Annotated in this window: 22 protein-coding genes and 1 riboswitch; of the genes, 11 read left to right on the top strand and 11 right to left on the bottom strand. The window is 67.1% G+C overall.

Annotated elements, in window-relative coordinates; genetic code table 11:
- Positions 1-51: 51 nt before the first annotated feature.
- On the bottom strand, positions 52-1,638 hold the full coding sequence (locus U4Z64_RS01770) for an isocitrate lyase (RefSeq protein ID WP_044844609.1): 1,587 nt from the start codon (positions 1,636-1,638) through the stop codon (positions 52-54).
- Positions 1,639-2,050: 412 nt separating this feature from the next.
- Between U4Z64_RS01770 and U4Z64_RS01765 the strand changes: the two genes are divergently transcribed.
- From U4Z64_RS01765 to U4Z64_RS01750, 4 genes are all read left to right on the top strand, one after another.
- Positions 2,051-2,572, top strand: a complete 522-nt coding sequence (locus tag U4Z64_RS01765; RefSeq protein WP_321819074.1) for a YbaK/prolyl-tRNA synthetase associated domain-containing protein — start codon at positions 2,051-2,053, stop codon at positions 2,570-2,572.
- On the top strand, positions 2,569-3,207 hold the full coding sequence (locus U4Z64_RS01760) for a transcriptional regulator (protein WP_321819073.1): 639 nt from the start codon (positions 2,569-2,571) through the stop codon (positions 3,205-3,207). The genes U4Z64_RS01765 and U4Z64_RS01760 overlap by 4 nt, the downstream gene beginning before the upstream one ends.
- 57 nt (positions 3,208-3,264) lie before the next feature.
- Positions 3,265-4,239, top strand: a complete 975-nt coding sequence (locus U4Z64_RS01755; protein ID WP_321819072.1) for a threo-3-hydroxy-L-aspartate ammonia-lyase — start codon at positions 3,265-3,267, stop codon at positions 4,237-4,239.
- Between the two features lie 131 nt (positions 4,240-4,370).
- Positions 4,371-4,628 (top strand): hypothetical protein, encoded by a 258-nt coding sequence (locus U4Z64_RS01750; protein ID WP_321819071.1) that lies wholly within the window; start codon positions 4,371-4,373, stop codon positions 4,626-4,628.
- Positions 4,629-4,683: 55 nt separating this feature from the next.
- Here the strand turns inward: U4Z64_RS01750 and U4Z64_RS01745 are convergent, their stop codons facing one another.
- The 5 genes from U4Z64_RS01745 to U4Z64_RS01725 are packed head-to-tail and all read right to left on the bottom strand — an operon-like array spanning position 4,684 to position 8,444.
- A complete protein-coding gene (locus tag U4Z64_RS01745; protein WP_124522869.1) occupies positions 4,684-5,508 on the bottom strand; it encodes an SDR family NAD(P)-dependent oxidoreductase in 825 nt (274 codons plus the stop codon).
- Between the two features lies 1 nt (position 5,509).
- Positions 5,510-6,385: an SDR family NAD(P)-dependent oxidoreductase gene (locus tag U4Z64_RS01740; RefSeq protein WP_321819070.1), complete on the bottom strand. Its 876-nt coding sequence runs from the start codon at positions 6,383-6,385 to the stop codon at positions 5,510-5,512.
- Positions 6,386-6,428: 43 nt separating this feature from the next.
- On the bottom strand, positions 6,429-7,421 hold the full coding sequence (locus U4Z64_RS01735; RefSeq protein WP_321819069.1) for an NADP-dependent oxidoreductase: 993 nt from the start codon (positions 7,419-7,421) through the stop codon (positions 6,429-6,431).
- Between the two features lie 56 nt (positions 7,422-7,477).
- Positions 7,478-8,110 carry a Dabb family protein gene (locus U4Z64_RS01730; protein WP_321819068.1) on the bottom strand — a complete coding sequence of 211 codons (633 nt, stop codon included), beginning with the start codon at positions 8,108-8,110 and terminating at the stop codon, positions 7,478-7,480.
- Positions 8,100-8,444: a hypothetical protein gene (locus tag U4Z64_RS01725; RefSeq protein ID WP_321819067.1), complete on the bottom strand. Its 345-nt coding sequence runs from the start codon at positions 8,442-8,444 to the stop codon at positions 8,100-8,102. Before U4Z64_RS01725 ends, U4Z64_RS01730 begins: the two co-directional genes overlap by 11 nt.
- Before the next feature lie 169 nt (positions 8,445-8,613).
- On the opposite strand from U4Z64_RS01725, the gene U4Z64_RS01720 reads away from it, so the two are divergent.
- Both U4Z64_RS01720 and U4Z64_RS01715 read left to right on the top strand, forming a co-directional pair.
- The gene (locus U4Z64_RS01720) at positions 8,614-9,660 is read left to right on the top strand and encodes a helix-turn-helix transcriptional regulator (RefSeq protein WP_321819066.1); all 1,047 of its coding nucleotides are present in this window, start codon (positions 8,614-8,616) and stop codon (positions 9,658-9,660) included.
- A 110-nt stretch (positions 9,661-9,770) separates the two neighbouring features.
- A riboswitch (cobalamin riboswitch) is annotated at positions 9,771-9,964 on the top strand.
- Between the two features lie 328 nt (positions 9,965-10,292).
- The gene (locus tag U4Z64_RS01715; RefSeq protein WP_321819065.1) at positions 10,293-12,221 is read left to right on the top strand and encodes a TonB-dependent receptor domain-containing protein; all 1,929 of its coding nucleotides are present in this window, start codon (positions 10,293-10,295) and stop codon (positions 12,219-12,221) included.
- 118 nt (positions 12,222-12,339) lie between these two features.
- Here U4Z64_RS01715 and U4Z64_RS01710 read toward each other — a convergent pair whose 3' ends face one another.
- Positions 12,340-12,987, bottom strand: coding sequence for a LysE/ArgO family amino acid transporter (locus U4Z64_RS01710; RefSeq protein ID WP_321819064.1), 648 nt, complete (start codon positions 12,985-12,987; stop codon positions 12,340-12,342).
- A 115-nt stretch (positions 12,988-13,102) separates the two neighbouring features.
- On the opposite strand from U4Z64_RS01710, the gene U4Z64_RS01705 reads away from it, so the two are divergent.
- From U4Z64_RS01705 to U4Z64_RS01695, 3 genes are all read left to right on the top strand, one after another.
- Positions 13,103-13,564, top strand: a complete 462-nt coding sequence (locus U4Z64_RS01705; RefSeq protein WP_044844621.1) for an Lrp/AsnC family transcriptional regulator — start codon at positions 13,103-13,105, stop codon at positions 13,562-13,564.
- A gap of 63 nt (positions 13,565-13,627) precedes the next feature.
- Positions 13,628-14,038: a VOC family protein gene (locus U4Z64_RS01700; protein ID WP_321819063.1), complete on the top strand. Its 411-nt coding sequence runs from the start codon at positions 13,628-13,630 to the stop codon at positions 14,036-14,038.
- Positions 14,039-14,296: 258 nt separating this feature from the next.
- Entirely contained in the window at positions 14,297-15,532 is a 1,236-nt protein-coding gene (locus U4Z64_RS01695) for a tetratricopeptide repeat protein (protein ID WP_321819062.1), read from the top strand.
- Between the two features lie 142 nt (positions 15,533-15,674).
- Here the strand turns inward: U4Z64_RS01695 and U4Z64_RS01690 are convergent, their stop codons facing one another.
- Genes U4Z64_RS01690 through U4Z64_RS01680 form a run of 3 tightly spaced genes read right to left on the bottom strand, consistent with a single transcriptional unit; the run spans position 15,675 to position 17,505 of the window.
- Entirely contained in the window at positions 15,675-16,028 is a 354-nt protein-coding gene (locus tag U4Z64_RS01690) for a copper-binding protein (protein ID WP_321809536.1), read from the bottom strand.
- A gap of 44 nt (positions 16,029-16,072) precedes the next feature.
- A complete protein-coding gene (locus tag U4Z64_RS01685; RefSeq protein ID WP_321819061.1) occupies positions 16,073-16,864 on the bottom strand; it encodes a DUF2182 domain-containing protein in 792 nt (263 codons plus the stop codon).
- Entirely contained in the window at positions 16,861-17,505 is a 645-nt protein-coding gene (locus tag U4Z64_RS01680; RefSeq protein ID WP_044844625.1) for a DUF1326 domain-containing protein, read from the bottom strand. Before U4Z64_RS01680 ends, U4Z64_RS01685 begins: the two co-directional genes overlap by 4 nt.
- 343 nt (positions 17,506-17,848) lie before the next feature.
- Between U4Z64_RS01680 and U4Z64_RS01675 the strand changes: the two genes are divergently transcribed.
- The gene (locus U4Z64_RS01675) at positions 17,849-19,012 is read left to right on the top strand and encodes an MFS transporter (protein WP_321795739.1); all 1,164 of its coding nucleotides are present in this window, start codon (positions 17,849-17,851) and stop codon (positions 19,010-19,012) included.
- Positions 19,013-19,048: 36 nt separating this feature from the next.
- Here U4Z64_RS01675 and U4Z64_RS01670 read toward each other — a convergent pair whose 3' ends face one another.
- Positions 19,049-20,101: an alpha/beta hydrolase gene (locus tag U4Z64_RS01670; protein ID WP_321819121.1), complete on the bottom strand. Its 1,053-nt coding sequence runs from the start codon at positions 20,099-20,101 to the stop codon at positions 19,049-19,051.
- 248 nt (positions 20,102-20,349) lie between these two features.
- On the opposite strand from U4Z64_RS01670, the gene U4Z64_RS01665 reads away from it, so the two are divergent.
- Positions 20,350-20,520 (top strand): hypothetical protein, encoded by a 171-nt coding sequence (locus U4Z64_RS01665; protein WP_321819060.1) that lies wholly within the window; start codon positions 20,350-20,352, stop codon positions 20,518-20,520.
- Positions 20,521-20,578 lie beyond the last annotated feature (58 nt).

The following is a 20,578-nucleotide window of genomic DNA, read 5'->3' as shown; positions in this document are numbered from 1 at the left end:
AAAACGCCAACCCGTCATGAACGGGTTGGCGTCGTGCAGCGGGTATGACGATTACGAGAACTGGTTCATCGTGTTGTCCTTGCCCGCCGCCTTCAGCGCTGCTTCGCCGCTGAAGTATTCCTTGTGGTCGTCGCCGATATCCGAGCCGGACATGTTCTGGTGCTTGACGCACGCGATGCCCTGGCGGATTTCCTTGCGCTGCACGCCGGCCACGTAACCGAGCATGCCCTGGTCGCCGAAGTATTCCTTCGCGAGGTTGTCGGTCGACAGCGCGGCCGTGTGGTACGTCGGCAGCGTGATCAGGTGATGGAAGATTCCGGCTTCACGCGATGCATCGGCCTGGAACGTGCGGATTTTCTCGTCGGCGAGCTTGGCCAGTTCGGTCTCGTCGTACTCGACGCTCATCAGCTGCGCGCGGTCGTAGGCCGACACGTCCTTGCCCGCGGCCTTCAGCGCGTCATATGCCTGCTGACGGAAGTTCAGCGTCCAGTTGAACGACGGGCTGTTGTTGTACACCAGCTTCGCGTTCGGGATGACCTTGCGGATTTCGCTGACCATGCCGCCGATCTGCGCGATGTGCGGCTTTTCGGTTTCGATCCACAGCAGGTCGGCGCCGTTCTGCAGCGACGTGATGCAGTCGAGCACGCAGCGTGCTTCGCCCGTGCCGGCGCGGAACTGGAACAGGTTGCTCGGCAGGCGCTTCGGACGCAGCAGCTTGCCGTCGCGCTTGATGACGACGTCACCGTTGCCCAGCTGGTCGGCCGACAGTTCCTCGCAGTCGAGGAACGCGTTGTACTGGTCGCCCAGGTCGCCCGGCGCGTTGGTCACGGCGATCTGCTTGGTCAGGCCGGCGCCGAGCGAGTCGGTACGGGCGACGATGATGCCGTCGTCCACGCCCAACTCTAGGAACGCGTAGCGGATCGCGCGGATCTTCGCGAGGAAGTCCTCGTGCGGCACCGTGACCTTGCCGTCCTGGTGGCCGCACTGCTTCTCGTCGGACACCTGGTTCTCGATCTGGATGCAGCACGCGCCCGCTTCGATGAACTGCTTGGCCAGCAGGTAGGTCGCTTCCGCGTTGCCGAAACCGGCGTCGATGTCGGCGATGATCGGCACGACGTGCGTCACGTGGTTGTCGATCTTTTCCTGGATCGCGGCCTTGGCAGCGGCGTCCTTCGCGGCATCGAGCTCGCGGAACAGGCCGCCGAGTTCACGCGCATCGGCCTGGCGCAGGAACGTGTACAGCTCGCGGATCAGCGCGCTGACCGAGGTCTTTTCGTGCATCGACTGGTCCGGCAGCGGGCCGAACTCCGAGCGCAGCGCGGCGACCATCCAGCCCGACAGGTACAGGTAACGGCGTTCGGTGCTGTTGAAGTGCTTCTTGATGGAAATCATCTTCTGCTGACCGATGAAGCCGTGCCAGCAACCCAGCGACTGCGTGTACTTGGCCGGGTCGGCGTCGTACGCGGCCATGTCGGCGCGCATGATCTTCGCGGTGTACTTCGCGATGTCGAGCCCCGTCTTGAACTTGTTCTGGGCACGCATGCGGGCCGCATACTCGGGGCTGATGGCATTCCACGCGCTGCCGTGGTTTTCCTTCAAGCCAGCCACTGCCTTGATGTCGTCTTGATATTGGGACATGTCAATCTCCTGGGAACGAAGCGCATTTGAGTAAAGGGTTCAGCGTGCCCGCTCCGTGTGACGAAGCGAACTGCATGGACTCAATGGTAACGCCGCGCGACGCACTGTCGAGCAACTCTTATATAAGACATAAGATATAAATTCTGCTTGTTTTTCAATGAGATAAGCAACGCGTTTTGCGATGCAAAACAGGTTTTCAAGCGGCGGGAAGATGACGCGACCGGAATTCGGCGCACATTCCGCGATATGAAACGGCCTTTCGGCAGTTGGTGGGAGGACAGGCGCGGCAATTCATGTTTCGCGCTTTTGCCACCGACATGACAAAACGTCTATACTTGGACAATCCATCGACGGCGAACCGACAGGCGCCGTCCCCGCGTACCGCGATGCGCGCCCTCCTGCCTGGAACCCCATGAGCGACTACCCCGTCTTCGACGCGCTGTGCGAACTGCTGAACACCTCGGGCGCGCGGTTCCGCGTGCTCGATCACCCGGCCGAAGGCAAATCCGACGCGATCGCCGCGCTTCGCGGCACGCGTCCCGAACAGGGCGCGAAGGCGATGCTCTGCACGTTCAAGGACGGCGGCGACGCCACCGCGCTCGCGGTGATCCCCGGCCACCTGAAGATCGACTTCCGCAAGGTCGCCGACGCGGTCGGCCGCCGCAAGGCGACGCTCGCGCCGCCCGAACTCGCCGCCGCGGTCACGCGCTGCGTGATGGGCGCCGTGCCGCCGTTCGTGTTCGACGCGAACGTGGCGCTCGTCGTCGACCCTGCCCTTATCGAACTCAACGACGAAATCGCGTTCAACGCGGGCCGCCTCGACCGCTCGGTCGTGCTCGACGCGTCGGACTACGTGCGGATCGCCCGCCCGCTGCTGGCCGACATCACGCGGCCGGAAACGACCGGCGCGCCCGCGCTCGAGGCCGGCGCATGACCACGCCCCGCCCCAGGCCGCAGTCGGAACAGGCATCGCTGATCGAGCAGGTGCTGCGCATCGCCGAAGGGCTCGGCGCGATGTTCGCGCCGTTCACCGAAGTCGTCGTGCACGACCTGCGCACGCCGGAGCACGCGATCCTCGCGATCCACAACAACCTGTCGGGCCGCGCGATCGGCGATCCGGCGACCGAACTCGGGCTCGCCCGCATCGCGGACGACGACTTCCCGCAGGTGCTCGCGAACTACGCGAACCGCTTCGCCGACGGCCGCACCGCGAAAAGTACATCGATCGGCATCAAGGACTCGGGCGGCCGCTACGTGGCCGCGCTGTGCCTGAACGCGGACGTCACGCTGTTCCGCGGCTTCCAGGGGATGCTGAACCAGTTCTGCAGCACCGAAGGCGCGCCGGTCGCCGAAACGCTCGACCCGGCCGGCGCGGACGCGATCCGGCAGCGCATCGACGCGTTCGCGACGCGCCTCGCGACCACGCCGCGCGAGCTGAAGACCGACCAGCGCCGCGAGCTGATGCAGGCGCTGAAGGCGGAGGGCTTCCTCGAGGTTCGCCGCGCGATGGAAATCGTCGCGCAGCACCTCGGCGTGTCGCGCGCCACTGTATACAACGATGCGAAATGACGCGTGCCCGCGGCGCGCCCCGCTTACCAGTTGACTGACTCTTCCGACGAGCGACTCATGAACACTCCGACCCTCCCCACCTACGACGACGTCGCGGCCGCCGCGGCACGGCTCGATGGCCACGCGCACCGCACGCCCGTGATGACGTCGCGCACGCTCGACGAAGCGCTCGGCGCGCAGGTGTTCTTCAAATGCGAGAACCTGCAGCGCATGGGCGCGTTCAAGTTCCGCGGCGCGTTCAACGCGTTGTCGCGCTTCGACGCGACGCAGCGGCGCCACGGCGTCGTCGCGTTCTCGTCCGGCAACCATGCGCAGGCGATCGCGCTGTCGGCGCGCATCCTCGGCATCCCCGCGACGATCGTGATGCCGCAGGACGCGCCGGCCGCGAAGATGGCCGCGACGCGCGGCTACGGCGGCAACGTCGTGACCTACGACCGCTATACCGAGGACCGCGAGCAGATCGGCCGCGAACTCGCGGAAAAACACGGGCTCACGCTGGTGCCGCCCTACGACCACGCGGACGTGATCGCCGGCCAGGGCACGGCGGCGAAGGAACTGTTCGACGAAGTCGGGCCGCTCGACGCGGTCTTCACGCCGCTCGGCGGCGGCGGCCTGCTGTCGGGCACGGCGCTCGCGACGCGCGCGCTGTCGCCGCACGCGAAGCTGTATGGCGTCGAGCCGGAAGCCGGCAACGACGGCCAGCAATCGTTCCGGTCCGGGTCGATCGTCCATATCGACACGCCGCGCACGATCGCCGACGGCGCGCAGACGCAGCACCTCGGCAACCTGACGTTCCCGATCCTGCGGCGCGACGTCGACGACATCCTGACCGCGACCGACGCGGAGCTGGTCGACTGCATGCGCTTCTTCGCGACCCGTATGAAGATTGTCGTCGAGCCGACCGGCTGCCTGTCGTTCGCGGCCGCGCGCCGGATGAAGGACGAACTGCAAGGCAAGCGCGTCGGCATCGTGATCAGCGGCGGCAACGTCGATCTCGAAAATTTCTGCGCGCTGGTGTCCGCCTCCGCGTAATGCGTCGCGTCGCGCGGATGACCGCATGAACATCCTGTCATCCGCGCGCCGCCGCTCCTTCACGCCGCGTTAAGTTTCGCGCCCTAGACTGAATGCGTTGTCCCGCAGTCAGTCGTGAAGAAGGAGTCACCATGAACACGCACGCGATCGTCGCCGCCTCCCTCGCGGCAGCATCCCTTTCGGCGTTCGCTCAACCGGGCGTGACGTCATCCGGTTTTCCCGCCACGCTGCTGCACGCACCGCACGCCTCGGTCGCGCAGGCAGCCCACCGTTCGCCCGCCGCGCTGCCGCATGCCGGCTTCGTGCTCGCGAAGATCGATCAGAACAATACGCCGCCCGATCGCGGCGGCGACCCGAGCGGCCGCACGCACGGCGGCATGCATATGTAACGCGGGTCACGCTGCGTGAGCCGGCCGCGTCGGTCGGCCGGCCCGCGTCACGCCATCACAACGACGGCAGCGACGGATCGCGCGCGGCGAGGATGTCCGCGGTGCGCCGCTGCAGCGCACCGTCGAGCGTCTCCGGCTGCGGAATCAGCCAGTAGCGCCCGTCGCGAATGCCGTCGAACGCGCGCGCCGCGAACACGTCGGGCGTGAGCCCGTGCGCGTTCAGCATCGCGCGCATCGTATCGACGAAGCCCTGTACTTCGGGCCGGTCGTGCGCGGCGCCGAACGGGTCGTTGAAGATGCCCGTCTGCACCGGGCCCGGCGCGAGCAGCGACACGCCGACCGGCGCGCCGAGCATCTTCAGTTCGCCGTACAGCGATTCGGTCAGCGCGACCACCGCGAATTTCGTCGCCGAGTAAGGCGACATCAGCGGGCTCGGCAGGAACCCGCCGACCGACGCGGTATTGACGACGCGCGCCGGCACGTTGCGCTCGAGCATGCGCGGCACGAAGCTGCGGATCCCGTTCATCACGCCGTGCACGTTGATCGCGACGCTGCGCTCGAACCGTTCCGGCGTGATTTCCCAGCTGAAGCCGGTCGCCATCACGCCCGCGTTGTTGAACAGCAGGTCGACGCCGCCGAAGCGCCGCCAGGCGGCGTCGGCCAGCGCGTCGACGGCTTCCGGGCGGCTGACGTCGGTCGGCACGCACAGCACGTCGGTGTCGAGCGTCGCGGCGAATGCGTCGAGCTTCGCCGGGTCGAGGTCGGCCAGCACCACGCGCATCCCGAGCGCGGCCGCGTGGCGCGCGAGCCCGCTGCCGATGCCGCTGGCCGCGCCGGTGATCACGGCGGTGCCGCCGTCGAAGCGAATCGGGTTCGTCATGTCACAGTCCTGCCGGGTCGATATGGGGATGCGCGTACGCCGGAATCTCGGGCGGCGGCAACGGCGTGCGGCCGTCGAGCGAGCGCACCGCGAGCCCCTGCGACAGCGGGAAATGCAGGCTGTGCGTGACGAGGCCCGTGCGCTCGCGCGCCGGCAGGCTGCACAGCGCGAGTGCGGTTTCCGCCAGATACGCGACGTCCTCGGTCGGATAGCCTTCGGGGATATAGCGGGCCGCGCCCGGCGTGCGGATCGCGGTGCTCGGCGCGACCAGGTTCACCGCGATGCCGTCGGCTTCGAGTTCGGCCGCGAGCCCCTGCGTGAAACGCGACAGCGCGGCCTTGACCGCCGCATAGACGGTCGCGCCGCCCGCGCGCGCGAAGTCGTCGAACGGCCGCAGCGGCGCGAGCGCGGTGACCGAGCCGACGTTCACGATCCAGCCGGCGCCGCGCGCGCGCATCAGCGGAATCGCGGCCTGGCTCAGTGCGAACGGGATGCGCAGGTAGTGTTCGATCGTCGCGTCGAACATCGTCATCGGCATCGCGTCGACGCACGCATAGTCGGCCACGCCCGCGTTGTTCACGAGGATGTCGAGGCCGCCGGCCGCCTCGGCCGCGCGCGCGACGAGCGCATCGCGCTCGGCCGGATTCGACAGGTCGGCCGCGAGTGCGATCGCGCGGCCGCCGGCCTGTTCGATCAGCGCGACCGTTTCGGCGAGCGTGCCGGCGGTCGTCGCCGAGTGCGTGAGTCTGCGCGCCGTCACGACGACGGTCGCGCCTTCGGCTGCGAGGCGCTGCGCGATCGCGCGGCCGATGCCGCGGCTCGCGCCCGTCACGAGCGCGCATTTGCCCGCGAGCGTCGCGGTTCGGTGGTCAGTCATGATGTCTCCGGTGTAGATGATGGTGTGTCGGGGTCGTTATGCGTCAGCCCGCGATATCCGCAACGTGCAGCACGAACTTGGTTTTCGCGTCGCCCGTTTGAACGAGGTCGAGCGCGCGCGCCGCCTGTTCGAGCGGAAAACTGTCGAAGCGCGGCACGCGCAGCGCGCGCGTGCCGAGCCGCTCGGCGATCGATGAAAGCGTGGCGCCGCTCGGCATCCGGCTGTAGGTCATCGCGGTGCGCAGCCCGCGCCGCGCGGCCTCCGCGCCCGTCGCGGCCAGCCGCTGCGCATCGCCGGGCGCGAGCGTCATGATGGTCACGAGCGTGCCGCCCGGCGCCAGCAGGTCGAGCGCGGCGGGCAGCGTATCGCCGCCGACCGCATCGAGCACGAGATCGACGCCGCCGGGCGCCCACGCCCGCACGGCCGTCGCGATGTCCTGCGCGCGATAGTCGATGCTCGCCGCGGCGCCGAGCGCTTCGACGCTCGCGCGGTTGCGCGCCGAGCACGTCGCCACGACGCGTGCGCCGGCCTGGGCGGCAAGCTGGATCGCGAAGGTGCCGACCGCGCCCGCGCCGCCGTGCACGAGCGCGGTCTGCCCGGCCCGCAGCCCGCCGTCGTCGAACAGGCCGGCCCACGCGGCCAGCGCGGGCGTCGGCGTGGCGGCCGCTTCCGCGAAGCCGACCGCGTCGGGCAGGCGCACGACCGAGTCGTGCCGCACCGCGACGTATTCCGCATACGCGCCCCAGCGCCCCGCGCCGACGTCGGTCTGCGCGAACACGCGCATCCCGGGCGCGACACCTTCGACGCCGTCGCCGACCGCCGCCACCACACCGGCCGCGTCGAACCCGATCACGAATGGAAACGTCATTTGCATGAACGCGCCGAGATAGCCTTCGCGGCATTTCCAGTCGGCGGGATTGACGCCCGCGTACGCGACGCGGATCAGCACGTCGCCGGGGCCCGGCTTCGGGGCGGGAACGTCGGCCAGTCGCAGCGCGTCGGAATGGCCGACGCGGTCGATCAGCAAGGCTCGCATGGTGGTGTCTCCGGTGTTGTGGTTTGCATTGCGGCGGGTCGCGTGCGCGTCGCGCGTCACGCCGCCGTGTCGGCCAGCAGGCTCGACGCGAGCGGACAGAACGCGTGCGAGATCGCCTCGACCGTCCAGTCGGGGCTTTCGGCATCGAAGCGACGGTCGACCCAGCCCCAGTGATACGGATGCAACAGGTATTCGCCGAGCAGATCGCCGACGTGCGCGAATTCCTGTTGCCAGACGTGGGTCCACATGCCCGGCGTCACGATCCGGTTCAGTCGCCAGTTGCGGATGCCGGGCATGAATGCCGGCATGCGCAGCAGTTCGCGCTCGAGATCGCGCACCTGCGCTTCGGCGGCCGTGGGCCGCACGCGCAGCATCAGCGTGCGCCATATGCCGTCGTGCAGCGCCGGTTCGCGCAGGCCGCCGCCGATCGCATGACACGCCGCGCCGTCGATCCGCACGACGCCCGGCAGGCCGGCCAGCGCGGCGAAATCCGGCGCGTGGCCGGTCGCCCGTTCGTCGCGCAGCACGTCGAGCGTGTAGTCGCCCGCGCCCCAGCAGCCGTCGAGATTGCGCGCGAGCGCCACGCGGGTCGCGCCCGGCAACGCCTGCGCGGCTTCGCGCAACGCGTGCTCGAATGCGCCGGCATCGCCGGTCGCCGAAACGAAAATCTGGGCCGTGTCATGCCGCATGGTCGACCTCCGTCAGGGCCGGCAGCGGCGCATCGGCATCCGTCATCACATGGCGGCGGCGGGCGTCGCACAGTGCGTCGACGGCCATCCAGAACGCAACCACGTCGCCGTCGGTCAACGCGCGCATCCGGTAGTACGACGGCACATCGGCGACCTGCCACGTCAGCCACAGCGTGCTCGGCTGCCCCGGCACCGCGACGGGCGGCGACACCCAGCGGCCGGCCGCCGTCAGTCCGCGTGCCGCGTGGCCCGGCAAATAGCGGTCGCGCAGCAGCGCGAGAACGTCGGGAATGCGCTCGGGCGCGAGGGTGATTTCGTCTACGATCTGAATCATTCGCGGGTCGTCTCGGGTGGTTCGTGGCGGGATGCGATGCCGGCCGCCTACGCCGTTCCGGCGAGGCCGGAAGCGGCCGGCGTGGATAGCATTCTTGCGTGGCGGCGGCCGGCGAACCCCTATCGGCACGCTCACCGGCCCCTGTCGCAACGCTCAGATCGGGAGACATATGAAACAGCGTGCATTGCCGGCACGCGGCCGCGTGCTGCCGGGCTTCGGTGCCCGTCTGCTCGACGAACTGGCGCGCAGCGGCGTGCCGCCGGCGCAACGGCCTGCGCCGACGGCCGTTGCTGCTGCGTCGACGACGACACCCGGCGGCTTCGTCGCGCTGTACCGCGACGCGATCGAGCGGCTCGAGGCGCAGGTCGCGCGCGGCGACGGCCATCCGCCGATGCGCAAGCAGGAAGTCGACCTGATGTGCCGGTGCCTCCTCAGTTGCGCGACGCTCGCCGACGCGATCCGCTGCGCCGCCGAGTTCTGCGAGATGCTGACGCCGCGCGCCGGCGCACTGTCGCTCGCGGTGCGCGACGGACGCGCGACGTTCCGGATGGATTCGCTGCGCCGCACGCGCAGCCCCGCCGCGTGCCTCGTCGACCTGACGGGACTGTTCTGCTATCTGCAACTGTTCGGCTGGCTGATCGGGCAGCCGCTGCGGCCGGACGAAGTCTGGCTCGGCCATCCGCGCCGCGAAGACGCGATGCCGCTGCTCGGGCTGTTCAACGCGCCGGTCGACGTCGGCCGCAAGACCTACGGCTTCGCGTTCGACGCGGTGCGGCTCGATGCGCGCGTGATCCGCCAGCCGGGCGAGCTGGCCGCGTTTCTCGTCGATTTTCCGTTTCGGCTGATCGATGCCGCGCCGGCCGTCGTGTCATGGGCTCAGCAGGTGCGCGGCTTTCTCGATGCGGCGCTCGCGCGCGAACAGGCGCTGCCCGCGCTCGCGGCGCTGGCGACATGGCTCGGCGTCAGCGAAGCGACGCTGCGGCGGCGGCTGGCGGCCGAAGGCAGCGGCTATCACGCATTGCGCGAACAGTGCCTCGCCGACGTCGCGCGGCGCTGCCTGCGCGAGTCGGACTGGCCGGTCGCGCGGATCGCCGCGCATCTCGGGTTCGGTGGCGAAGAAGCGTTTCGGCGGGCGTTCGTGCGATGGACGGGCATCGCGCCGAGCCGGTTCCGGCGCGATTGCAGCGCCGCCGACGGTGCGTTTCGTCAGACATGAAACGCGGTGCGAAGTCTCGAATTGAAATGATTTCGAAAGCATCCGGCGAGCACTGACGTTTTTTCGCATCCCTGCGCACTTCGATAATTGACGCACCGGCGCGCTCGCCATTACGCTTGCGCGCTGATGGTTCCCGGGAACGGGATCAAAAGGGAACGCAGGAGAGGCCGTGCCTCGAATCTGCGGCTGCCCCCGCAACTGTGAGCGGCGAATCCGCACCACCCCATGCCACTGGGAAACCGGGAAGGCCGGTGCGAATCGCGACCCGCGAGCCAGGAGACCTGCCATCGACCCGAGGTCCAAGCAGCCGCACCGGGCGGGGTGTCCCGATGCGCCAGCACCGCCTTTGGCGGTCGCCCCGTTGCATGGACGGCCCGACCTCAGGACCCTTCAGATGTCCGATCTTTCCGCCTCCGCTTCCACGCCGGAAGCATCGTGCCGTTGCGCGGCCAGTCTGCGCCGCGTGTCCGCACGCGTGTGCCGTGCCAAGTCGTCCGGCACGTGTCATGACGACACGCGTGAATGCCGCCCACGCTGCCCGGTCCCGCGATAGACCAACGAAAACCAGGCGGTACTCGCCGCCCCCCCGCTTACGCTCGCCGTACCTGCAACACGATCACGCTCGCTGCCTCATGAATCTTCGCCACCTTCTCGCCACGTCCGCCGCCACGGCGCTGCTCTCCCCGATCGCCCACGCCGCGGGCGACATGCCGCCCGCGCAGCCGCCCCAACCCGCCGAAGGCGCCGACCTGCCGACGATCAGCGTGACCGACACGCGGCATCTGCCCGAGTCGTTCGACCAGCGCTTTGCGACGACGCAGGTGCTCACGCGCGCCGATCTCGACCGGCTGTCGCCGAGCGACCCGAGCATCACGCAGGCGCTCGCGACGCTGCCGGGCGTGACCGTCTCGCAGAACGGCGGCCCGGGCTCGTCGGCCTCGGTCAGCATCCGCGGCTCGTCGGCCAGCCAGGTCGCGGTGTTCATCGACGGCATCCGGATCGGCTCGCCGACCACCGGCATCGCGCCGTGGGCCGACCTGCCGACCGAAGCATTCGAGCGCGTCGAGGTGATCTCGGGGCCGGCCGCCGCGTCGTTCGGCGCGAACGCGATGGGCGGCGTCGTGCAGCTGTTCACGCGCCGCGCCGCCGGCCAGCCGAACCAGACCACCGTGTCGTTCGGCGGCGGCTCGAACAAGACCTTCGACACGCAGTTGCGCACGTCGGGCACCGTGCCGTCGACGGGGCCGCTCGCCGCGCTGGGTGGCCTCACCTACACGCTCGGCCTGCACGACTACAACACGGCGGGCATCGACGCAACGCGGCCCGTGTTGCCCTACCACGAAGACGGCCGCAATCCGTATCACGCGCAGGACCTCGATGCGCGCCTCGGCTATGCGCGCGACAACTGGTCGATCTCGACGTTCGCGCTGTACCACCGCTCCGACCTGTCCTATGACAACGCCGGCTTTGCGAACCGCGAGCTCGATCATCAGCTGACGACCGGCCTCGCGTTCCATCTCGACGTCACGCCCGACACGCAGTTCGACCAGTCGTTCGGTTATGCGAACGATCGCCAGTTCCTGTACGCGAGCGACCCGGCCATCCCGACGGACCAGATCAACTCGCAGCGCATCAGCTCGTCGACGTCGCTGACCCATCAGGCGCACGGCTTCCACCTGTTCGGCCTGCCGCTGTCGGGCGAGACGAAGGTGGCGTACGACTTCACGCGCGAACAGGCGTTCCTGCCGGTCGACGTGCCGGACGGCGTGCCGACGCGCAACGATTCCGCGTTCTCGCTGCATCAGTCGGCGACGCTCGGCAGCGTGACGATGTTCGTCGCGGGCCGCCACGAGATCATTGCCGGGAAGGCCGTGAACACCGGCAACGCCGCGCTGTCGTGGGCCATTACGCCGGTCTATACGGCGCGCGTGTCGTACGGCAATGCGTTCCGCCTGCCGTCGTTCAACGATCTGTACTACCCGGGCTACGGCAATCCGGACCTGAGCCCGGAACGCAGCGATTCGGTCGAGGCCGCGCTCGACGCGAACACCGCATACGGCACGTTCAGCGCCGCGATCTACGACACGCGCGTCAGCAACCTGATCGCGTACAACCCCGCGACGTTCTCGCCGATGAACATCGGCCGTGCGCATATCCGCGGCATCGACCTGTCGTACAAGGGCACGATCGGCCGCTATACGCCGGTCAGCGTCGCGATCGGGATCCTGAATCCGCAGGACGAGACCAACGACAGCTGGCTCAACCGTCGGCCGCGCCAGACCGTCAGCGTGAACGTCGACCACACGTGGGACGAATTCCATCTGCACGCGCTGAGCACGGGCGCGTCGCTGAGCTACGGCGGCACGACGTTCGACGATCCGGCCAATACGACGTACCTGCCGTCGTACCTGAGCGTGAACCTGCGCGCGTCGTACAGGATCAACGCGCACCTGACGGTGTCCGCCACGCTGTCGAACCTGTTCGACCGTCAGTACATGACCGCGTACGGCTACAACACGCTCGGCCGCACGGCGTTCGGCAAGGTCAGCTATACGTTCTGAGCGGGGTGGTCGGGGCATCGGCACCCAGGTGCGCGGGTGGCGATGCCGACGGGTGTACGGGTGCCGGATCTCGTCGGCCGCGAGCGCAAGATCGCGTGCGCTCGCACCGCGCTACGCGTCACGCCCCTGCGACGCCCCGCACGCCCGCGATCAACTGGATCGCGCCGAACGCGGCGATCACGACGGCCGACATGCGCGATAGCCCGTGCATGAACGTCAGCGACATCTTCGTGCGCAGCGCGGCGGTCGCGCTGCTGAGGCACAGCCACCACGTCGCGGAACCCAGGAACACGCCGGCGACCATCAGCGCCACGGTTGCCCCCATCGAGCCTTCATGCGTGCCCGCCAGCGGGCCGAGCGCCGCGAAGATCCCGACGAACGACAGGATCGTCATCGGGTTCGACAGCGTGAGGCCGAAAGTCGTCAGGAAATCGCGCAGCACGGTCGTGCGCGGCAGGTCTCGAACCGCCGCCGATGCGGTCGACGCAGCCGGCGGCTGCCGCGCAATCGACCACGCCAGCCACACGAGGAACGCGCCGCCGCCGATTTTCAGCGCGACGGTCAGCATCGGGAACGCGGTGACGATGCCGGCGACGCCCAGCGCGCCGAGCAGCCCGTAGATCGCATCGGCGCACGCGGCGCCGATGCCCGTCGCGAACCCCGCGTGAAAGCCGCGGCTCAGGCTGCGCTGGATGCACAGCATACCGATCGGGCCGACCGGCACCGCGATCGACAATCCCATTACGACGGACTTGATGAACAGCATGGCCGGTTCCTCGCGACATGCAATGCGTTGAACCGTCATCGTAGGGAAACTCCGGTCGCCGCTGAAGGCGGTTTTTAAGGAAAAATAGCCGCTTCACCTTAAAAACTCCGCCGCGATGGACGAACTCGACTGGAAAATACTCGCGCTGCTGCAGGCCAACGGCCGCATCAGCTACACGGAGCTGGCACGCCAGGTTCACCTGTCGGTGCCGGCGGTCACGGAACGCGTGAAGCGCCTCGAATCGGCCGGCGTGATCGACGGCTACACGGCGCGGGTCAATCCGGCCGCGGCCGGCTACCCGGTGAGCGCGCTGATCGGCATCACGGTGCCGCAGCCGGCGAAGGCGAAATTCCTGAAGCTGCTGGAGACCATTCCCGAAGTGGTCGAGTGCCATCACGTGACCGGCGCGGATTCCTACGTGATGCGGTTCGTCGCCGTCAGCATGGCGCATCTCGAACAGCTGATCGAGCGCATCAACCTGTATGGCGAAACGCGCACGTCGATCGTGATGTCGACGCCGCTGCCGGCGCGCGGGCTCGCGCGTCCGGCCGCGGCGGTCAAAGGCGTTCGGGGGTGACAGGATGCCCCGCGCTGCGCGATGCTGTGCCATGCGCCGCTTGCGCGAACCGGACAACCTGCCATGCCAGTCATCGGATTCGATCATTACAACCTCCGCGCGGATCGGGCCACGCTCGATACGCTGCGCGACTTCTACGTGAACGTCGTGGGCCTCGAACCCGGGTATCGACCGCCGTTCCAGAGCAGCGGCTACTGGCTCTACGCGGGGGCGCAGGCGATCCTCCACCTGTCGGAAGCGCGGCCCGGCGAGGCGCGGCCGGCGCATGTCGTCAATACGTTCGACCATGTGGCGTTTTCGTGCGCGAATGCCGACGACATGGAGCGGCGTCTTGGCGACGCGCAGGTCCGGTACACGCGCCGGCACGTGCCGGTCACGAGCCAGCTGCAGATCTTTTTCACCGATCCGGCCGGTAATGGCGTCGAGTTGAATTTTGCGGAAGCCGGCGGAGATTCCGGTGACAAACGGTATTAGTGCTCAGCACATCGATCGACGCTGCGGCTTTCCTGAACGTCGTCACGCATGCGGTTTCCGCGTACCTCGCGGCGGAAACTGGCGCTTTCGCGACCATTCCATCGACGTCAGACACATCGGCCCTTACTTGAGATGAATCGATCCAACGCGAAACTGATCACCCTCGTTCTGCGATTTCTATTCGCAAGCCTCTACTTGCCGGCCGCCAATTCGCAAGCCAGCCCTTTTACAGCCCAGAGCAGTCAGTTGAGTGCCTCCATGTCCGACCTGCCCCGTTACGAGAAACTGCCGTTATTCAGTCCTCATCGCAAGTCCTTCGCGTGCGTGTATCAGGCCCAACACGTACCGCCTGTCGACCCCCAGGCTGAATTGTGGTTTCAGCAGGCGCTGGCGCTTGATGATTCGACCATTGACTACGATAAGCGTGATTACCCGAAGATTTACCAACTCTACTCGCAGGCTGCCGAGCGCAATCACTGGAAGGCCATGCTCAATATCGCCTCACTGATATTGAGCGATCGTCAGGGCGTACCAACCCATGATCCCGAAACGGCTATCCGCTGGGTAGAAAAAGCGATGAAACTGGGCGTGCCTGACGCCTACGACATGATGGGGATCTACCATCAGAACGGGCTGATTAAAGGTGGTGATGCCACCAGTGCCTATGCCTTCTTCCAGCGCGCGGCTGATATCGGTAGTCCATCCGCGCAAACTTTCATTGGAACAAAGACGGATGCTGCATATGACGATCCAGGCGGTGAATTCTGGGCCAATTTGCCGGTTGCGACTCAAATGCTGGAATGTGCCTTCGCACAGGGATATGGAGATGCGGCAGATGAATTAGGGCTTGTCTACGCAAGAGATAACACCGCCGAAGGTAAGGCACGCGCCCTAAAAATCTTGCACGAGGGTGTAAAGCTCGGAAGTGCCAAATGCGCACATAGCCTCGCACCGGAGTTCCGAGGCCTAGACCTTACCGATGGAACCAACCTGGTCGGGCATATCGACAAAGCGCGTGCGGAACGTTACAGCAAGCTCGGGGATACGCTCGAGTTCTATCAGGGTCGCCTGAAGCTGCCGAATCTCGACAAGGTGCTCCCGCTGCCACCCGCCCCGTTGCCGAAATGGGATGGTAAAGCACAGACGCTGATCGACGGCGCAAAGGCCGTGACACCGCCCCCCAAACCGCAAAAGAGTGCGGCGCAACAAGGCCGGGAATTCATTCCGGACGGGTATGCCGTGGCGGCACGAGAACGTAGCACGATGGTTGTCACGGGCGACAATCCAGTACCACGCGATGGCTATTGGCTCGCGCTGTATGGCCCACCCTCTGCCTCCAAAGCCGAGCTGATCCCCGTCCGCCGTAACATTGCGGAGCGCTATCAAATCGGGGCACGCTTCGGCACACCGTCATTCGACTGGCTGGCCGCTGAGCAGGTGCAGTGGCACGACCTTGGCGAAGCCTATGCCCTGCCCCCGCAACGCCATGATTGACAGGACTACCGTTCCCCGGAATGCTCGCCGGACGCGCCCCCTCACGCGCCGTACCTGCGATCGTTCCCGGGCACGATGTGCCGCATGCAGATCGAAGCGTTCGGGTTTGGCCCGTCTCGCCTGCCATCACGCGCGGCAAACTTCACCGCTGCTTCTCGAGCTTCACGATCGTCAGCGCACCGTTCACGCGCTCGACCCGGACCTTGACCTTGTCGCCCACGTGCAGCGACGCGATCATCGCCGGGTCGCCGGCCTTGAATGCCATCGTCATCGGCGCCATCCCGACGTTCTGGAGCGCGCCGTGCTTCAGCGTCACCATGCCGTGCTCGGCATCGATCCGTTTCACTTCGGCGTCGGTCAGCGCGGCATCCGACGCCGACGTCTTCGAGTCGCCCATGTCCATGTTCATGTCGGACATGCTGCCGGCTGAATACGCCGGTGTCGCGACGACGTTCATCGCGCAGAGGACGGCGACGGCAATATTTCGAATCTTCATCAACCGACTCCCGGCTGCAGCGGGTAACGCATGGAACGCACCCGCTACACCAGCAACGTCGCGACCGCCCACCCGATCAGCACGACACCCAGCGCCCGGCCGACCCGCTCGCCGCCCGGCAGCACCTTTTCGACCAGCACGAACAGCGACAACGCGACGATCCACACGACGTTCATCACGCCGCCGACGAACAGCAGCGCCATCAGCAGCCAGCAGCAGCCCACGCAATACGCGCCGTGGCGCGCGCCGAGCAGGAAGCTGCCCGTGATCCCCGGGCGCCAGTATGTCGCGAGAAACCGCACCGGCGACCGGCATTGCCGCAGGCAGGCCTGTTTCAGCGGCGAGAACTGATAGACGCCGGCCAGCGCGAGGACGATCGCGGACAGCACGGCGCTCTTCGACCACAGCATCATCCCGGAGATCAGGCCGGCAGGCTGCAGCAGCAACTGCAGCACGGCAGCGCCGACCGAGAACGCGAGCCATACGGCCAAATAGCCGGCCAACAGGCTCGTCGACGTGAATGCCGACCCGGCATCGCCCCGACCGTGATGCCGCAGCACGCGCCGGTACAGCAGCACGACCGGCGCCGCGCCGGGCGTCATCATCGCGATCATCATCACCCACCACATCAGGATCACGGTCGCGAGCGACGGATCCATGGCGCCCATGCCGTCGGCCAGCCGATGCGGAAACAGCGCGACCGCCGTCATGTCCAGCGCCGACATGCCGGTGCCGGCCCCCGTCCACAGGTAGGCCCAGCACGCGCCGACGAGCGCGGTCATGCCGAGCAGCGTGACGACGCGCTCGCGTCCGAGAAGCTCGCCGACGGGGATCATGCCGCGACGCGATGCCGGATCAGCCCGTGGTTGTTCAGGTGCAGCCGTGCGAACTGCGCGTAGCTCCGCTCGAGATCCAGCTGGATGTGGCCGTGCGACCGGCCGGTGCCGGATCCGATCTCGGCCAGCTCGTATTCGAAGCCGTGCGGCAGGTCGATCCGCACGCGATGTTCGGCGCCCGTCACCGGATTGCGGATCGGCTCGCCGACGATGTCGAGCACGCCGTCGATGCTGATCCGGCCGCGCCGCGCATCCACGTCGACGTCGAAATCGATCTTCGCGAAGATCGGCTCGTAGGCCTGCTCGAGCGTCGATGCGAACACGGAAAACATCGTCGCGAACGGATCGGTGTCCTGACCGGTCATGATCTTCAGCACGGCTTCGCACTGCGCGGGACTCGCACGCTCGTCGACGATCGGCTGGCACCGGCCGTGGCCTTCGTGAATCGGTCCGGGCCACTGGAACACGACCGCGATCCGGACGCCGTCGAGCACCACGTCGCCGTAGTGGCCGCTGTCGATCGAAATCGCACCCATCGCTTCGCAGTTGCCGTGCGTCGGCAACGAATTGAACTGGCAGGGGCAACCGTATGAGCAATTGCAGTTCATCAGTTCGGTTCCCTGGATCTCCCACGGCGTCATGGCTTCACCTCGCGCAGTCGCTGGCACGTAATGTTTCGAATCTAGTGCAGCGGACAGGGGAAATCAAAGTGCGCGCAGGTGCCTCGTGCGTCGAAAAAACCAGGCGCCGCGCGGCGCGCAACGATGCCGGCCCGACGCATTCAACCTCGTCGTGCAGCCTCGCCGATGCAGGCGTTTCGATGCGCAACGGCGCGCTCGGACGAGCGTGTTCGAGCCATGTCGGACAAAAGCCGACGGCACGCACGCAGCATCACGAATGCGGGCATCCCGCATCGGTCCTGGTTCATACTGTCTCGCAATCGACGATTCACCCCGACCGTCGCCGTCGCCCCGGATAGCCGTCATGCGCGTTCAAAGTGCGTTGCTGTTTCTCGTCGGCACCCTGCTCACCGCGGGCGGCTACGGTGCAACCTTCCTGCTGTCGATGCGCTTTCGCGCGATCGGCGGCAGCGATCTCGATACCGGCGCGGCACTGGCCGCGGCGACGGTCGGCACGTTCGCCGGCTTGTCGTTCGTCGGCTGGTTCTCGCAGCAGATCGGCACCACACGGATCGCCGCGCTGTCGTCACTGTGCATCGGCGCCGGCATCGTCGGCTTCGCGCTCGTCGGGCGCGCGGCCTACGCGGACCTGCCGTCCGGCTTCCTGGTCGGCTTCGGCTGGGGCGCGTTTCACCTGGCCGCGCCGATGTCGCTGGCCGAGCGTACCAGCGGTGCGGAGCGCGGTACCTGGTTCTTTCGATCGGCGACGTTCCAGATGACCGGAATCGGCGCATCCCCGGCGTTTGCCGCCTATGCGATGCGCATGCTCCACTGGTCGATCGACGACACGCTTTACGCGGTCGGCGCGCTATGCGCGCTCGCGTCGCTGATGCTGGAAGCATTCGGCCGCCTGAGCCCGCGTCCGTCCGCCCCCATCGCCGGCGGCCGGTGGGTGCGCGAACTGCGCACGATCTCGCGCACGCGGGCCGCCGCGCCGATCGCGATGATCGCGCTCGGCACCTGCGTGTTCTCCGGCCTGATGACGTTCCAGATGTCGCTCATGCAGGGCACGCAGGCGCGGCCCGGCACATTCTTCAGCGTTTATACGATGACGGTGGTGAGCGCGCGCTGGCTGCTCGGGAGATGGGTCAGGATGGCGCGCCCCGAAACGGCGACCAAGGGCCTGCTCATGTTGATGCTGCTCGGCGCGCTCGCGATGTTCGGCGCTGCCGCGCACGCATCGCTGCAGTCCGTCGCGGCCGTCCTGCTGGGCGCCGGCTACGGCCTCATGTATCCGGTGATCCAGGCGCAGGCGGTCAACGATTGCCCGGACGCGCAACGGCATGGCGTGCTGACCTGGTTCGTCGCGTCGTATTTCATCGGCGCGTTCGGGTTTCCGTCGCTCGGCGGCTGGGTGATGGTGCATGCCGGCAAGGGCGCGTTGCTGATGCTCATCGCCAGCTGCGGGCTGGCGGCGCTGTCGCTCGCGATCCTGCGCGACCGGCCGGAGCCGGTGCGCACGCAATGACGCAGTGGCGGGACGAACCGCCGCGCAGCCTGCCGGTCAGAACCGCCCGACGTCGACCACCGCCTGGGCGAATGCCTGCGGCGCCTCCTGCGGCAGATTGTGGCCGATACCGCCGGTGATCGTGCGATGCTCGTACTTGCCGGTGAACTTCGCCCGATAGACGGCCGGCGGCACGTGAAATGCCCCGTTCGCGTCGCCTTCCATCGTGATGCTCGGAACCGTGATCGGCGGCGCGGATGCAAGCCGCTGCTCGTATTCGTCGTACTTCGCCTCGCCCACCGCAAGCCCCTGCCGCCACCGGTAATTGTGGATCGTAATGGCGACGTGATCCGGGTTTCGGAAAGCCGGCGCGCTTCGCGCGAAGGTCGCGTCGTCGAAGTTCCATTTCGGCGACGCCTGCTTCCAGATGAACTTGACGAAATCTTCGGTGTACTTCTCGTAGCCGTCGCGGCCGCGGTCGGTCGCGAAATAGAACTGATACCACCACTGGAACTCGCCGGCGGGCGGCAGCGGCATTTTTCCCGCGCTCTGACTGCCGATCAGATAGCCGCTCACCGATACCAGCCCCTTGCAACGCTCCGGCCACAGCACGGCAATGATATCGGCGGTTCGCGCGCCCCAGTCGAATGCACCGAACAGGGCCGTCCGGATGTCCAGCGCATCCATCAGCGCGATGATGTCGAGTGCAACGGCCGTCGGCTGCGCGTTACGCATCGTCTGGTCCGACAGGAAGGTGGTCGAGCCGTAGCCCCGCAGGTACGGGACGATCACCCGATACCCTTGCGCGCCGAGCGCCGGGGCGACGTCGACGAAGCTGTGGATGTCGTATGGCCAGCCGTGCAGCAGCATGACCGGCGGCCCATCGGCCGGGCCTGCTTCCGCATAACCGACATTGAGCAACCCGGCCTTGATCTGCTTGATCGTGGTGAACGACGAATGGCTTCCAGGCTTGATCGGTGGAAGCTGCGGGGTTGCCGACGGCGCATTTTGTGCGTGAGCGGATTGCAGCATCTCGAACTGCGCTGCAACAAGCGCACCGGCTGCCATGCGCGCAAAGCCACGCCGGCGCGGGTCGATTTCTTCTGGCATTTTTATCTCCCGTTTCAGTGGGACTGACCGACAAACCGACAAACAGGCGCTACCGGAAAATGTTAGTCGATAGGAAACGGCTTGCAAGGCGGATTGAAAGACGGCAATAGGACGCATTGCCTGAATCCGTCTGTATGCGCCTGGGTCGCGCGTGCCGCCATCGGCTGGTCGGCTGAGTCTCCGCAATCGCAGCGTCGAATGGTGTCACGCCTGCGCAAATCGTCATCGCGTGAACGTGGAGCCGCAACATGGTGCCCATTCCGGGTACCCGGCGTATCGCATATCTTGAGGAACACGTTGTCGCATCGGACATCGATCTCTCGTCCGGCGAACTGGCAGCGCTGGACGAGCCCGCACCGGTCGGTGCGGCGACAGACGAACGCCATTCGGCGCGAATGATGGCAGCCGTCGGGCATTGACGGCGAAAAACGCGCCGCCGCACGCGACGCATCCGCAGTCCTCGGCGGTGTCATCCTG

The organism is Burkholderia sp. BCC1996, assembly GCF_905339955.1.
In the GTDB taxonomy this organism is placed as follows: domain Bacteria; phylum Pseudomonadota; class Gammaproteobacteria; order Burkholderiales; family Burkholderiaceae; genus Burkholderia.
This window is presented reverse-complemented; position numbering and strand designations above follow the sequence as displayed.